The organism is Thiobacillus sp. 65-1402, from assembly GCF_001897685.1.
In the GTDB taxonomy this organism is placed as follows: Bacteria; Pseudomonadota; Gammaproteobacteria; order Burkholderiales; family Thiobacillaceae; genus Thiobacillus.
In genome coordinates this window covers 19,566-33,324 of record NZ_MKUG01000012.1, presented here as the reverse complement: position 1 = coordinate 33,324, position 13,759 = coordinate 19,566, and the positions used below count along the sequence as shown (strand labels likewise).

Annotated in this window: 16 protein-coding genes; 12 read left to right on the top strand and 4 right to left on the bottom strand. The window is 66.4% G+C overall.

Features of this window, described 5'->3' with window-relative positions; genetic code table 11:
• Positions 1–105 precede the first annotated feature (105 nt).
• Together BGO62_RS01235 and BGO62_RS01230 are read right to left on the bottom strand one after the other, a co-directional pair.
• Positions 106–309: a zinc-finger domain-containing protein gene (locus tag BGO62_RS01235; protein ID WP_296638761.1), complete on the bottom strand. Its 204-nt coding sequence runs from the start codon at positions 307–309 to the stop codon at positions 106–108.
• Between the two features lie 12 nt (positions 310–321).
• Positions 322–1,242, bottom strand: coding sequence for a branched-chain amino acid transaminase (locus tag BGO62_RS01230; protein WP_296638760.1), 921 nt, complete (start codon positions 1,240–1,242; stop codon positions 322–324).
• A gap of 104 nt (positions 1,243–1,346) precedes the next feature.
• Between BGO62_RS01230 and BGO62_RS01225 the strand changes: the two genes are divergently transcribed.
• Positions 1,347–2,093, top strand: coding sequence for a ribonuclease I (locus BGO62_RS01225; protein WP_296638759.1), 747 nt, complete (start codon positions 1,347–1,349; stop codon positions 2,091–2,093).
• Positions 2,094–2,111: 18 nt separating this feature from the next.
• Here the strand turns inward: BGO62_RS01225 and brxF are convergent, their stop codons facing one another.
• A complete protein-coding gene (gene brxF / locus BGO62_RS01220; protein ID WP_296638758.1) occupies positions 2,112–2,795 on the bottom strand; it encodes a BREX-3 system P-loop-containing protein BrxF in 684 nt (227 codons plus the stop codon).
• 4 nt (positions 2,796–2,799) lie between these two features.
• Complete coding sequence (locus tag BGO62_RS01215; RefSeq protein WP_296638757.1) at positions 2,800–3,729, bottom strand: WYL domain-containing protein; 930 nt, start codon at positions 3,727–3,729, stop codon at positions 2,800–2,802.
• Between the two features lie 298 nt (positions 3,730–4,027).
• Between BGO62_RS01215 and BGO62_RS01210 the strand changes: the two genes are divergently transcribed.
• The 11 genes from BGO62_RS01210 to BGO62_RS01160 all read left to right on the top strand — a co-directional run bounded on the left by BGO62_RS01210 (position 4,028) and on the right by BGO62_RS01160 (position 13,753).
• Positions 4,028–4,975, top strand: coding sequence for a patatin-like phospholipase family protein (locus BGO62_RS01210; protein ID WP_296638756.1), 948 nt, complete (start codon positions 4,028–4,030; stop codon positions 4,973–4,975).
• Between the two features lie 13 nt (positions 4,976–4,988).
• Positions 4,989–5,882: a nucleotidyltransferase gene (locus BGO62_RS01205; RefSeq protein WP_296638755.1), complete on the top strand. Its 894-nt coding sequence runs from the start codon at positions 4,989–4,991 to the stop codon at positions 5,880–5,882.
• Between the two features lie 129 nt (positions 5,883–6,011).
• Entirely contained in the window at positions 6,012–6,377 is a 366-nt protein-coding gene (locus tag BGO62_RS01200; protein WP_263477049.1) for an RAQPRD family integrative conjugative element protein, read from the top strand.
• Positions 6,374–6,613: a TIGR03758 family integrating conjugative element protein gene (locus BGO62_RS01195; protein ID WP_044061244.1), complete on the top strand. Its 240-nt coding sequence runs from the start codon at positions 6,374–6,376 to the stop codon at positions 6,611–6,613. The genes BGO62_RS01200 and BGO62_RS01195 overlap by 4 nt, the downstream gene beginning before the upstream one ends.
• A gap of 22 nt (positions 6,614–6,635) precedes the next feature.
• Positions 6,636–7,004: a TIGR03745 family integrating conjugative element membrane protein gene (locus BGO62_RS01190; protein WP_021248605.1), complete on the top strand. Its 369-nt coding sequence runs from the start codon at positions 6,636–6,638 to the stop codon at positions 7,002–7,004.
• A gap of 12 nt (positions 7,005–7,016) precedes the next feature.
• Positions 7,017–7,427 (top strand): TIGR03750 family conjugal transfer protein, encoded by a 411-nt coding sequence (locus tag BGO62_RS01185; protein ID WP_044061245.1) that lies wholly within the window; start codon positions 7,017–7,019, stop codon positions 7,425–7,427.
• Entirely contained in the window at positions 7,424–8,116 is a 693-nt protein-coding gene (locus BGO62_RS01180) for a PFL_4703 family integrating conjugative element protein (protein WP_296638754.1), read from the top strand. The genes BGO62_RS01185 and BGO62_RS01180 overlap by 4 nt, the downstream gene beginning before the upstream one ends.
• Positions 8,113–9,027 (top strand): TIGR03749 family integrating conjugative element protein, encoded by a 915-nt coding sequence (locus BGO62_RS01175; protein ID WP_296638753.1) that lies wholly within the window; start codon positions 8,113–8,115, stop codon positions 9,025–9,027. The genes BGO62_RS01180 and BGO62_RS01175 overlap by 4 nt, the downstream gene beginning before the upstream one ends.
• Positions 9,017–10,450 carry a TIGR03752 family integrating conjugative element protein gene (locus tag BGO62_RS01170; protein WP_296638752.1) on the top strand — a complete coding sequence of 478 codons (1,434 nt, stop codon included), beginning with the start codon at positions 9,017–9,019 and terminating at the stop codon, positions 10,448–10,450. Before BGO62_RS01175 ends, BGO62_RS01170 begins: the two co-directional genes overlap by 11 nt.
• Positions 10,431–10,865: a TIGR03751 family conjugal transfer lipoprotein gene (locus BGO62_RS01165; protein WP_004254902.1), complete on the top strand. Its 435-nt coding sequence runs from the start codon at positions 10,431–10,433 to the stop codon at positions 10,863–10,865. Before BGO62_RS01170 ends, BGO62_RS01165 begins: the two co-directional genes overlap by 20 nt.
• Positions 10,865–13,753: a conjugative transfer ATPase gene (locus tag BGO62_RS01160; protein ID WP_016446151.1), complete on the top strand. Its 2,889-nt coding sequence runs from the start codon at positions 10,865–10,867 to the stop codon at positions 13,751–13,753. Before BGO62_RS01165 ends, BGO62_RS01160 begins: the two co-directional genes overlap by 1 nt.
• Positions 13,754–13,759: the final 6 nt, after the last annotated feature.

Genomic DNA, 13,759 nt, shown 5'->3' with positions numbered 1-13,759 from the left:
ATTCGCCGGGTATTTGGCCGCCGACAACGTTGAGATTTCGACTGCGTCGCCAGGAAGGCGGCGTCGAGTATCCGGCACGACGCCCGCACGCGGCAGGCAGTGTGTCTAGCGATGGCCGCCGCTGGGCCTGCCTTTCAGGCGATAAAGCGTGCCGCAGTAGGGGCAGAGCGCATCGCCGCGCGATTCGATCGGCAGGTAGACGCGCGGGTGGGCATTCCAGTCGACGTGCTGCGGCATCGGACAGTGCAGGGGCAGGTCGGTTTCGGTGACTTCGATGACGCGCTGGGTATTGTCGTGCCGCTCGCTCATGCCGATCTCGCTTCAGACCGCGGTGAGCCAGCCGGTGTGGGCTGCGGCGCGGCCATGCACGCAGTCGAAATACATCGCCTGCAGTTTCGCGGTGATGGGGCCGCGCGTGCCTTCGCCGATGGCGCGGTTGTCGAGCTCGCGGATCGGCGTGACCTCGGCGGCGGTGCCGGTAAAGAAGGCTTCGTCCGCGGTGTAGACCTCGTCGCGGGTGATGCGTTTCTCGATCACCGGCAGGCCGATTTCGCCGGCCAGCTGAATGATGGTGTCGCGGGTGATCCCTTCCAGTGCGGCGGTGAGATCCGGCGTGTAGAGCTTGCCGTTGCGGATCATGAAGAAGTTCTCGCCCGAGCCTTCGGCGACGAAGCCGTCGACGTCCAGCAGCAGCGCCTCGTCGTAGCCGTCCGTCTCGGCTTCCTTGTGGGCGAGGATGGAGTTCATGTAGTTGCCGTTGGCCTTGGCCTTGCACATGGTGATGTTGACGTGGTGGCGCGAGAACGAACTGGTCTTCACGCGGATGCCGCGTTCCAGCGCCTCCTGGCCCAGATACGCGCCCCACGGCCAGGCGGCGACGATGACGTGCACCGACAGGTTCTTCGCCGAGATGCCCATCGCCTCCGAGCCGAAGAACGCCATCGGGCGCAGGTAGCCGGATTCGAGCTTGTTCTCGCGCACCACGGTGCGCTGCGCTTCGGAAACCGTCGCCTTGTCGAACGGCAGCTTCATGCCGAGGATGTGGGCGGAGCGGAACAGCCGGTCGGTGTGTTCCTGCAGGCGGAAAATCGCCGTGCCCTGCTCGGCCTTGTAAGCGCGCACGCCCTCGAAGACGCCCATGCCGTAGTGCAGGGTGTGGGTGAGGACGTGGGTGGTGGCGTCGCGCCAGGGGACGAGTTTGCCGTCGTACCAGATGACGCCGTCGCGGTCGGCCATGGACATGGTGGTGACTTTCTTGAACAAATGGAAAGTCTGGATTTTACCGGATTCCGGGCGCTGCGAGGCCCCGCTCTTATGGCACGATGCGGCCATCCTGGGAGACTGACATGCAATGGAAATGGATGGCCGGCGCGCTGGCGTTGCTGCCGCTGGCAAGCTGCGCCGAGCCTGCGCGTTTCGACTATTACCTGCTGGCCTTGAGCGTGGCCCCCGCGTTTTGCGAGGACGAGCCGCAGCGCAAGCAACGGTTTGCGCAATGCCGCGTCCTGTCGGGGGACGGCTTCAGGGCGATGCCGCTGACGCTGCACGGGCTGTGGCCGAACCGCGTCAGCCGCGCTCATCCGGTGTATTGCGGCGGGGCGGCGGCGGGCCCGTTTTGCCGGCTGCCGGCAGTGCGGCTGCCGGCGGAAACGCGTGCGCGGCTGGGGCGGGCGATGCCGGCGACGGCGGATTGCCTGGAGCGCTACCAGTGGGCCAAGCACGGCAGCTGCTCGGGGCTGCGCGAGGCGGACTATTTCGCTGCCTCGGCTGCGCTGACCGAGCGCGTCAATCGGGCGATCGGCGGCGAAATCGCACGCCACATGGGCCGTGAAATCAGCCTGGCGGATTTGCGCGAGTCGCTGGCCAGGGCCGATCCGGCGCTGAAGGACGCCGTCACTTTCGATTGCCGCACCCCGCGCACGCCAACGCCCGCCAAGCGCCGCCCGATGCTGCGCGAGGTGCGCGTCTATTTCGAGCGCAATCCGGCCAGCGGCGAGCCCGGGCGCCCGCTGGCCTTTGCCCGGGCGGGGCACAAGCATTACAACTCCGGCTGTCCGGGAGGCAGGGCCTATGTCGATACGCCGCTGGATTAGGGGGCGGGTGCGCCGGGATCAGGGCGTGTTGATGCGCACGAACTCGGGGAAGTAATCCGCCCGCACGATGTAGGTGCCGTCGCAATTGTAGGACGCGCGCACGATGCCTTCGGACAGCGAAATCGCGGCATTGCGCAGGTAGTAGCCCTCGATGCCGCGCAGCACGTTGAAACCGTGCACGATTTCGTCGATGCGGCCGGCCGCCAGCGGCTGCCAGCCGGCGGACTCCGCGTCCATCAGCTGCAGCCAGTGGGCCGGCAGGTAATGGCGCAGCGGTCCCGCTTGGATCATCGCGCGGACCCAGGCGATGGCGCGGACTTTCTCGTCGTACGGCACGGCCACGAAATGCCGCGCGGCGTAGCCGGGTTTCACCAGATCCTCGGCGTCGTGCACCTCATAGGCAAACGGGTTGAAGACCGATTCGGTGCGCACTTCCGAACTGTTGAAGCCGATGTAAATCGCATAGACCCCGGTGTCGCGCAGCAGTTCGCCTGCCGAGAAGCCGCGCTTGTTGTTCGGCGTGGCAGCCAAACGGCGCCCCAGCTCCAGGCCGACGTTGAGCGGCTCGATGTTGAGCTTGGCGCTGAGTTGGCGCAGCAGTTGGGTCTTGCCACTGCGGCTGGGACCGACCAGCAGGATCAACTTGCTGTTGAGGTCGCCGATTTCGCCGATGAGTCGTTCGAGTTTTGCGAGCATGCTCATCCCCTCAGTCCGACTCGGCTTCAAGCCGTTGTTGATCAGGGGAGCGGTAGCCCGGCGCCAGCACGGCATTTCGCACGCCGTAGATGGCCAAGTGGTCCTTCAGCCACAACCGGTACTCATACCCGTGCAAGCTGTGGTCGGGCGTGCAGTCCACACTCCATTGGCGAAGGATGTAACCGGCGGTGGCAGCCCGCAGCTTCATCCGCAGCACTCCACCCTGCATGCTGTAGTCCATCTCGGTGATCTCCGGCCGGGGCTGGTCTGGGTGTGGCACCAGCTCCAACTCGACGATTCGGGTCCACTGAATGTCCTGATCGCTGGCCTCGTGGGGCGCCACTGGCTGGCCCTTGAGCAGCACGGGGCGCTTGATCCGGGTGATGACGAAATCCCGGAACTCCTGGGACTTCCGGTCGAAGGCGCGGACGTGCCAGCGCAGACCGTTGTCGATCAGCGCGAACGGGACGATCTCCCGCTCGGTGCGGCCACTGGAGATGGAGTGGTACTCGATGCCGAGCGGACACTCCTGGTGAATCGCACGGGTCACGCTCGCCAGCACATCCAGATCCGGATGCGTGAGCCGTGACGGGCTCTCGCTGGCCAGCACCTCATTGCCAAACCAGGCCTTGAGCCGCACCGGCTCACCATCGCCAAAGCCCTGGGTCAGCCACGACAGCACCCGCTCCGGCGGGAAGTCGAAGACGGGCCGGAAGTCCGGCCCCAGGACGTAGGACTTGCCCTTGGGGTCGTAGTCGATGTTGCCGGGCGCCAACTCCTTGTACAGCGCCAGATCCCTGGATGCGGCGGCGGACTGGATGCCGAAGCGCGTCACCAGGTCCTGGCGGCGTATCTCCCCGATGAAGCGCACGCGCAACTCCACGAACGCGAGCCGATCACGTTGTGGCTGGGTCAGATCTGCAAGCTGTTCGTTCGACATCACTCTTTTACCAAGAAAGCTGGCTCGTTCGGGTTAGCGAATGCTTATAGTGGTTATTGCGGAAAGTATATGGTCCGCCCTAGAATCTGTCCATGACTCTATTTTGATTTGTGTGTGCGTCGTATTGTGATAACCACAAGCGGCGCAGCGATAAAAGGATCGGTACGGGCGCCATGCAAGATTTCGCGGAGCTTCACCTCAAGCCAGAGACGCTGGCGCGACACGATTTCAGTCTCGGGATTGAGCTGATGATCGCCAGCATTGCATGTGTTCATCATCTTTGGGGAGGGCGTTGAAAATGGTGGAATCGAAAGATGACTCGACATCACCTGCCTTGCTGCGCGTCCTTACGCTAGACGGCGGCGGCGCCAAGGGCTTTTACACACTGGGGGTACTCAAGGAAATCGAGGCTATGGTCGGGTGCCCACTGCACCAGAAATTCGATCTGGTTTTTGGGACCAGCACAGGCGCGATCATCGCGTCACTGATTGCGCTCGGTCACGACGTCGATTCCATCCTGCAGCTTTACCGCAAGCACGTACCTACCGTGATGTCACAGAAGACCGCTCCGGCCAGGTCGCAGGCATTGAAAAATCTGGCGCGCGAAGTCTTCGGCAATGCAACGTTCAATGACGTGAAGACAGGTGTAGGGATCGTCACAGCCAAGTGGCTGACCGAGCGCCCGATGATCTTCAAGGGCAGCGTTGCCCAAGCGCATGGACGTGTCGGCACGTTCGTCCCGGGCTTTGGCGTAAGCATCGCAGACGCTGTCAAGGCGTCGTGCTCGGCCTACCCGTTCTTCGAGCGAACGATCGTCAGAACCGCAATGGGTGAGGACATTGAGCTGATCGACGGCGGGTACTGCGCAAACAACCCGACGCTGTACGCAATCGCCGATGCGGTCCAGGCGCTTCGGAGAGATCGCAAGGACATTCGGCTTGTGAGCGTTGGCGTGGGCATGTACCCCGACCCGAAGCCGAGCCTGTTGATGTGGCTGGCGAAAAAATATCTCGTCAGTGTCCAATTGCTGCAGAAGACCCTAGAGATCAACACGCAGTCGATGGACCAGCTGCGGCAGATTCTGTTCCATGACGTACCGACCATCCGGATCAACGACTCCTACGTCACGCCTGAAATGGCGACCGATCTGCTGGAGCACGACCTCAAGAAGCTGGGTGTCTTGTTTCAGCGAGGACGGGAGTCGTTCGCGTCGCGGGAGACGCAGCTTCGCGAGTATTTGCTATAGCCGGGGGAAGAAGATGCCAATTCCAGAATCGCAGCTCGAAACGTGGTCCCACCAGGGATCGATTACCCAGTCGAGCAGCACTTACAAGACGATCAAGAGCGTCCTGGAGGACAGCACCACGCCGTATGCTGGCAGGAACTTCAAAGTGTTCCTTCAAGGCTCGTACGGTAACGACACGAATATCTACGCCGAGAGCGACGTGGATATCGTCATACGGCTCGACGACTGCTTTCACAGCGATCTCGAATCTCTGTCCGATGACGAAAAGTCGGCCTACAAGCAGGCATTCAGCGACGCGACCTACACACATGCCGACTTCAGGCGGGACGTACTGTCGGTGCTTGAGGGGCAATACGGCTCGGCCGTGAAAGCCGGCGACAAGGCGATTGCCATTGACGCGAGTGGCTCGCGGCGCAAGTCGGACGTGATTGTTGCGACGCAATTCCGGCGCTACTTCAAGTTCCGGTCAGCGAGTGACTCTGAGTACGTCGAAGGCATTTGCTTTTTCAACTCTGCCGGCGAGCGAATCGCGAACTACCCAAAGCAGCACTCGGCGAACCTGACGGCGAAGCATCAGGCCTCTTCGCAGTGGCTCAAACCTATGGCCCGGGTGTTCAAGAACATGCGCAGCCGGATGGTCGAAGACGGCCTGATTAGGGCCGGTATCGCACCTTCGTACTACATCGAAGGCTTGCTGTACAACGTGCCGAACGAGAAGCTCACCACTAGCTATCAGGACTGCGTGGTCAACACCTTGAATTGGTATCGGCAGGAGGCTTCGAAAACCGACCTCGTGTGTGCCAACGAGCAGTATTACCTGCTGCGAGATGGTTACCACACGTGCTGGCGACAGGCAGCCTGTGATGCGTTCATCGAGGCGGCGGTGCAGCTTTGGAACGACTGGTAGTCAAAGGATTGGCTTAACAGGCAAGCATCACATCTGAAATACGGTTGACCACCGGTTCCGTTTGATTGCGGCGCGAGCCGAGCAAGGGACACAGCATCAAGGCCATTCGCTTCACTTGGGAATGGCACGATGGGACAGACCAACCGCCGCACATCCGCATGGCCTTCGCTGGCCGTGCTGTTGGCCGTGTTGCTTTCGGTCATGCAACCTGCCGACGCCGCCGACAGCCTCGCCATGGAGCGCGAGCAGCTCGCCGCGCTCGCCCGCCAGCTCGACCTGATCGACCGCCTCGCCGAGCACGCCGCCCATACCGCTCCGCAGGAACGCGCCCGCTACCACTTCGACTACGCCCGGCTGCGTGCCGACCTTAAGCGCGTTCGCGCCGGCCTGCAGGACTACCTCGTGCCCCAGCGCGCCCAGCCGCGCGATCCCGTCCCGCTGGCCGGCGACTACGTCCGCCGCGACCGCGCCGACGACGAGGAGCCGTCGCCATGACGCCTTCTGCCGATCAGGTCGCCGCCTTCCAGGCCAACGGCGGCTTTGCGCCTTCGGTCGTCTCTGCCGTGGTGCTGGGCTTCGTGTTCGCCGTGTTGCTGCTGTGGGGCGTGTGGGCCATGCGCACCGCCTACGTCGGCTGGGCCGAACACCGCATCACTGAACGTCAGTTCCTCGCCGTCGTCGTGCGCTTCGTGGCGATGTATCTGGTGCTGACCTTCTTCCTCCTCTCCTGACCGTCACGAAAGGCCATACGCCATGAACATGCCTCCGACACCCCATCGCATTCCGTCCCGCATCGCCGCTCCGCTGCTGCCGCTGGCGCTCGCGGGCCTGCCGCTGTCGGCCTTCGCGCAGGGCCTGCCGACCATGGAGGACCCTTCGCGCGGCCAGGGCAGCGGCATCCTGCAGACGTTGCAGAACTACGGCTACGACATCGTGCTGCTGATCGCGCTGCTCGTGGTCGCCTCGATGTTCGTCGGTGTCTGCTATCACGCCTACACGCGCTACTCGGAGATCCACACCGGCCGCGCCACCTGGGGCCAGTTCGGCCTGACGGTCGCCGTGGGCGCGATCCTGCTGGTGGTCGGCATCTGGCTGCTCACCAAGGCCACCGGCGTGCTGTGAGGGCGGCAAGCGATGGCCGTCCCTTCGGAGACCCCGCAAGACACGCTGGTGACGTTCCTGCCGCACCGGCTGAACCGCCAGCCGGTGGTCGTGCGCGGGCTGACCGCCGACGAGTTGTGGATCTGCGCTGGCCTGTCGGCCGCAGCCGGATTCGCGCTCGGCCTGCCGCTGGCCTGGCTCACGCACAGCATCGCCATGGTGCCGACGCTGATCGTCGCCGGTATCGCGCTGGGCGTCTTCGTCGGCGGCGGCTTCCTGCGCGCGCAGAAGCGCGGCCGGCCCGACACCTGGCTGTATCGGCAGCTCCAGTGGCGGCTGGCCCTGCGGTATCCGGCGCTGGCGGCACTCCTGGGCGGGCAGCGCCTCATCACCCGCTCGGGCTACTGGACGACCCGGCGCAACGCCGATCGAGGTGCGCCATGAGCCGTTTCAAGAACGAGGTTGCGCACCTGCAGGCGCACGTGAAGACGCTGCGCCTGGGGGTCGGCGCGTTGTTCGTGGTAGCGCTGCTGCTCGGCTTCGGCTGGTGGAGTGCGCCGAAGAGTCTCACCATCCATGTGCCGCCGGACTTGCGCTCGGGCAGCACGCGCAAGTGGTGGGACGTGCCGCCCGAGAGCGTGTATGCCTTCTCGTTCTACATCTGGCAGCAGGTGCAGCGCTGGCCCACGAACGGCGAGGAAGACTATCCGCGCAACCTACGCGCGCTGTCGGCCTACCTGACGCCGAGCTGCCGCGCCTTCCTGCAACAGGACTACGAGTACCGGCGCGCCAGTGGCGAGCTGCGTCAGCGCGTGCGCGGCATCTACGAGATTCCCGGCCGCGGCTACGGCGATGATCCGGCCTCGCGCGTCAAGATGGTCTCCGACCGCGATTGGATCGTCATGCTCGACGTGAGCGCGGACGAGTACTACGGCTCCGAGCAAGTCAAGCGCGCCCTGGTGCGCTACCCCATCAAGGTCGTCCGGCTGGACATCGACCCCGAGCGCAACCCCTTCGGCCTGGCGCTGGACTGCTACGCCGGCGCACCACAGCGCATCGAACCGCCGCCGACGCCGACCCAGGCCGGCGCGCCCGCCAACGCCTCCGGCCACCTGCAGGGAAACTCTCCATGAAGTCCGTTGCCTTGTCGGCCCTGGCCGGCGTCCTGCTGATCCTCGGTTTCGTGCCGGCCAGCCAAGCCGTGGAAATCCTGCGCTGGGAGCGGCTGCCCCTGCCGGTGCCGCTGGTGGTCGGCCAGGAGCGCGTGGTCTTCATCGACCGCAATGTGCGCGTCGGCGTGCCGGCCAGCGTTGGCGATCACCTGCGCGTGCAGAGTGCGGGCGGCGCGATCTACCTGCGGGCGAGCGAGCCGATTCCGCCCACGCGGCTGCAACTGCATGACGTGGAATCCGGCGCGCTTATCCTGCTCGACATCGCCGCCGAGCCGGCGAAGGACGGCCAGGCGCCGCTGGAGCCGGTGCGCATCGTGGAGGCGGAAGCCCCCGCCAAGCGCTACGGCGGCGGTGCAGCAAGCGGCGCGGACGAGCAGGCCGATGCGCCCGCGGGCAAATCCGTTCCCCGGCGCGAAACGCCGGTACCGGTCGTGCTGATGCGCCATGCCGCACAGAACCTGTACGCGCCGCTGCGCACCGTCGAGCCGGTCGCCGGCATCGGGCGCGTAAACCTGCGCCGCGGCCTCGCGCTGGACACCTTGCTGCCGACGTTGCCGGTGCACGCGCGGGCATTGGCCGCGTGGCGCCTGGAAGACCAGTGGGTGACGGCCGTGCGACTCACCAACACCGCCGCGCGTTGGCTCGACCTCGACCCGCGCGCCCTGCAGGGGAACTTCGTGGCGGCGACCTTCCAGCATCCGAACCTGGGGCCGGCCGGCACCCCGTCCGACACCACGGTGCTCTATTTGGTCACGCGCGGCCACGGCCTGGCCGAGTCGCTGCTGCCGGCGCTGAGCCCGATCGACGCCAGCGTGAACCTGCCGCCGGCCGCCGCGGCCGGCTCGACCGGAGGAGCGCGCGATGAAAAGTAATCCGTTGCTCAAGTGGCTGCTGATCCCGATGGCGCTGCTGCTGGTGTTCGTCGGCATCAAGCTGTTCTCCGGCGCGCCCGGCGGCCAGCCCGCTCCCAAGGGCGCGGCCAGTACGCTCACGCCCGAGGAGATGAAAGCCCTGGGCATCGCTGGCGACACGCCGCGCGATACCGTCGCCACGCTGGTGGCCCAGGTGAAGCAGTTGCGCACCGAGCTGCAGAGCGCGCTGGGCGACAACAAGCAGCACAAGGCCGAGAACGAGCGCCTGCGCGCGCGGGAAAGCGCGATCGACCAACGCATCCAGAGCGCGCTGGAAGGCGAGCGCAGCCGCCTGGAGCAGGAGCGCGCCCAAGTGGCCAGCGACAGGCAGCAGACCGAGGGGCTGATGCAGGATCTGCAGCGGCAACTGGACGGCCTTGCGGGCAAGGGCGGCCCGTCCGACCTGCCCGTCGGGCTGGGGCTGGAGGAGGGTGACGGCCAGCGCTTCGACCGCGGCACCAGTAACACGCAGTGGGTCGAGCCCGACGATGCCAAAGTGGACGCCACGAGCGGGAGCAAAGCGCCGGGCTTTCCATCGAGCTTCGGGCCGGCCCAGAAAAGCCTGTCGGCCACGGTGGAATCCGTCGCCGACGTTGGCAGCCGCGCGGTGGGCGCATCCACGAGGGCCGTGTACACCGTGCCGTCGAACTCCACGCTCATGGGGTCGATTGCCATGACGGCGCTGATCGGGCGCGTACCGATCGATGGAACCGTCAACGACCCGTACCCGTTCAAGGTGCTGATCGGCCCGGACAACCTCACGGCCAACGGCATCGACATCCCCGACGTCGCCGGCGCCGTGGTCAGCGGCACGGCCTCGGGCGACTGGACCCTCTCGTGCGTGCGCGGGCAAATCCGCTCGGTCACGTTCGTGTTCCAGGACGGCACCATCCGCACGGTGCCGGAGGACAGCAGCAAGGGCAGTAGCAGCGGCGGCAACTCGGGGCACAACGGCGCCAGCATCCAAGGCGGCCTGGGCTGGATCAGCGACCCCTACGGCATCCCCTGCGTCAGCGGCGAGCGGCGCAGCAACGCCCAGCAGTACCTGGGCAGCCAGGCGCTCATCACCGCAGCCGGCGCCGGCGCGGCCTCGCTCATCAAGTCCGACAACGGTAGCGTGGCCGTGGTCGCCAACAGCAACGGTTCGCTGGGCACCGTCGGCATCAGCGGCAACGAAGCGATGGGCCGCATCCTCGCGGGCGGCGTGCGCGACATGGCCGATTGGGTCAACAAGCTCTACGGCCAGGCCTTCGCGGCGGTCTACGTGCAGCCGGGCGCCAAAGTGGCCGTGCATCTGGAGCAGCCGCTCGACATCGACTACGACGCCAAAGGGCGTCGGGTCCACCACCGCACCGGAGAAGCCCATGCCTCGGATCTGGATTGACGCGGCCGCCGTCCTGCTGGCGGCCACCCTGCTCGGCGGCTGCGCCACCAGCAAGGAGAAGCTGCTGCCACACGGCGACAGCACCATGCTCGACATCTGGCATCGGGAGACCGGCGGCAGCGCGGGCGGCGGCCAGGCCGCGCGGCAACTGCTCGATGCGCGCCAGGGCCTGCGCCGGCCGCTGGTCGAGGCCGATGTGCAGGCGGCGCCCGGCGTGCAGGCGCGCTACACCCGTACCGCGCAGAACGAGATCTACCGCCAGTTCCACCGCCTGCCGAACCCCGACCTGGTGATGTACGTGTTCCCGCACCTGGCGGGCACCGACCCGGTGCCGGTGCCCGGCTACAGCACGGTGTTCCCGCTCTACCAGCGCGTGCAGTACGCGATGCCGGGCGAGCGCGTGGAGGACTACTGATGGCCTGGTCGCTGCCGTGGTCACGCAAGCCCGGCGCATCGCCTGCTGACGCCGCGGATGCGACCGATGATGCCTGGGCACGGCACGTAACGGCCTTGGCGGCACAGGGTGTCGCCGAGCCGGGCAGCGCGCTCGGCCGGGGCCGGCGCAGACCGGCCACCCAGGCCGACCACGATGCGCTCTATGGCGTCGCGCCGTCGTTCGCGGACTTGCTGCCCTGGGTCGAGTACCTGCCCGGCAGCAAGTGCATGTTGCTGGAAGACGGCCAGTCGGTGGCGGCCTTCTTCGAACTGGCGCCGGTCGGCACCGAGGGCCGCGAGATGGCCTGGCTATGGCAGGCGCGCGATGCGCTGGAGAACGCCCTGCAGGACTCCTTCGACGAGTTGGACGACAACCCTTGGGTGGTGCAGCTCTACGCCCAGGACGAGGCCGACTGGGACAACTATCTGCGCTCCCTGGCGAACTACCTGCAGCCGCGTGCGCAGGGCAGCGCGTTCAGCGACTTCTACCTGCGCTTCTTCGCCCATCACCTGCGGGCCATCGCCAAGCCGGGTGGCCTGTTCGAGGACACCACGGTGACGCGCCTGCCGTGGCGCGGCCAGGTCCGGCGCGTGCGCATGGTGGTCTACCGCCGCACGTCCGCCGCCCCGGCCTCGCGGCGCGGCCAGTCGCCCGAGCAGGCGCTGACCACGATCTGCGACCGCCTCGTCGGCGGGCTGGCGAATGCCGGCGTGAAGGCCCGGCGTCTCGGCGCGGCGGACATCCACGCCTGGCTGCTGCGCTGGTTCAACCCGAACCCGACCTTGCTCGGCGCCACTGCCGAAGACCGGGAACGCTTCTACGCGCTGACCCGCTACCCGGAAGAGCGGGAGGAGGGCGAGATCGAACTCGCCAGCGGCACCGACTTCGCGCAGCGCCTGTTCTTCGGCCAGCCACGCTCGGACGTGCCGAACGGCCTGTGGTTCTTCGACGGCATGCCGCATCGGGTGATCGTGATGGATCGCCTGCGCACGCCACCCGTGACGGGCCATCTGACGGGCGAGACGCGCAAGGGCGGCGACGCCATGAACGCGCTGTTCGACCAGATGCCCGAGGACACGGTGATGTGCCTGACGCTGGTCGCCACGCCCCAGGACGTGCTGGAGGCACACCTCAACCACCTCGCCAGGAAGGCCGTCGGCGAGACCCTGGCCTCGGAGCAGACCCGGCAGGACGTGCAGCAGGCGCGCGGCCTGATCGGCAGTGCGCACAAGCTCTACCGCGGCGCGCTGGCGTTCTACCTGCGCGGCCGCGACCTGGCCCAGCTCGATGCGCGCGGCCTGCAGCTCGTCAACGTGATGCTCAACGCCGGCCTGCAGCCGGTGCGCGAGGAAGACGAGGTGGCGCCGCTGAACAGCTATCTGCGCTGGCTGCCGTGCGTGTTCGATCCGGCTGCCGACAAGCGCCAGTGGTACACCCAGCTCATGTTCGCGCAACATGCGGCGAACCTGGCGCCGGTCTGGGGCCGCAGCCAGGGCACGGGGCATCCGGGCATCACGTTCTTCAACCGCGGCGGCGGGCCGATCACCTTCGATCCGTTGAACCGCCTCGACCGGCAGATGAACGCGCATCTGTTCCTGTTCGGCCCCACGGGTTCGGGCAAGAGCGCGACGCTCAACAACATCCTGAATCAGGTGACGGCGATCTATCGGCCGCGCCTGTTCATCGTCGAGGCGGGCAACAGCTTCGGCCTGTTCGGCGACTTCGCCGCACGGCTGGGTCTCACCGTGCATCGGGTGAAGCTCGCGCCCGGCGCGGGCGTCAGTCTGGCTCCGTTCGCCGACGCCTGGCGCCTGGTCGATACGCCGAGCCAGGTACAGACGCTGGACGCTGATGCGCTCGACGAAGACCAGACCGATGCCGGCATGGCCGTGGAAGGCGATGAGCAGCGTGACGTGCTCGGCGAACTGGAGATCACTGCACGGCTGATGATCACCGGCGGCGAGGACAAGGAAGAAGCGCGCATGACGCGCGCCGACCGCAGCCTGATCCGCCAGTGCATCCTCGATGCGGCCCAGCGCTGCGTAGCGGAGAAGCGCACGGTACTGACCCGCGACGTGCGCGAGGCGCTGCGCGAGCGCGCCCGCGACGCCACGCTGCCTGAGATGCGGCGCGCACGGCTGCTGGAGATGGCCGACGCCATGGACATGTTCTGCCAAGGCGTGGACGGCGAGATGTTCGACCGGTCCGGCACGCCGTGGCCCGAGGCGGACATCACCATCGTGGATCTCGCCACCTTCGCGCGCGAGGGCTACAACGCCCAACTCTCGATTGCCTACATCTCGCTCATCAACACCGTCAACAACATCGCCGAGCGCGACCAGTTCCTGGGCCGCCCGATCATCAACGTGACGGACGAAGGCCACATCATCACGAAGAACCCGCTGCTCGCGCCCTACGTGGTCAAGATCACCAAGATGTGGCGCAAGCTCGGCGCCTGGTTCTGGCTCGCCACGCAGAACCTGGACGACCTGCCGAAAGCGGCCGAGCCCATGCTCAACATGATCGAGTGGTGGATCTGCCTGTCGATGCCGCCCGATGAAGTCGAGAAGATCGCGCGCTTCCGCGAACTCAACGCTTCGCAGAAGGCGCTGATGCTCTCGGCCCGCAAGGAGGCCGGCAAGTTCAGCGAGGGCGTCATCCTGTCCAAGTCGATGGAAGTGCTGTTCCGCGCCGTGCCGCCCAGCCTCTACCTGGCGATGGCGATGACCGAGCCCGAAGAGAAGGCCGAACGCTTCCAGTTGATGCAGCAGCACGGCATCAGCGAGCTGGACGCCGCCTTCCGCGTGGCCGAGAAGATCGACCGTGCGCGGGGCATCGAACCGCTGGCGCTGGATACGTTGGCCTGACGGGAG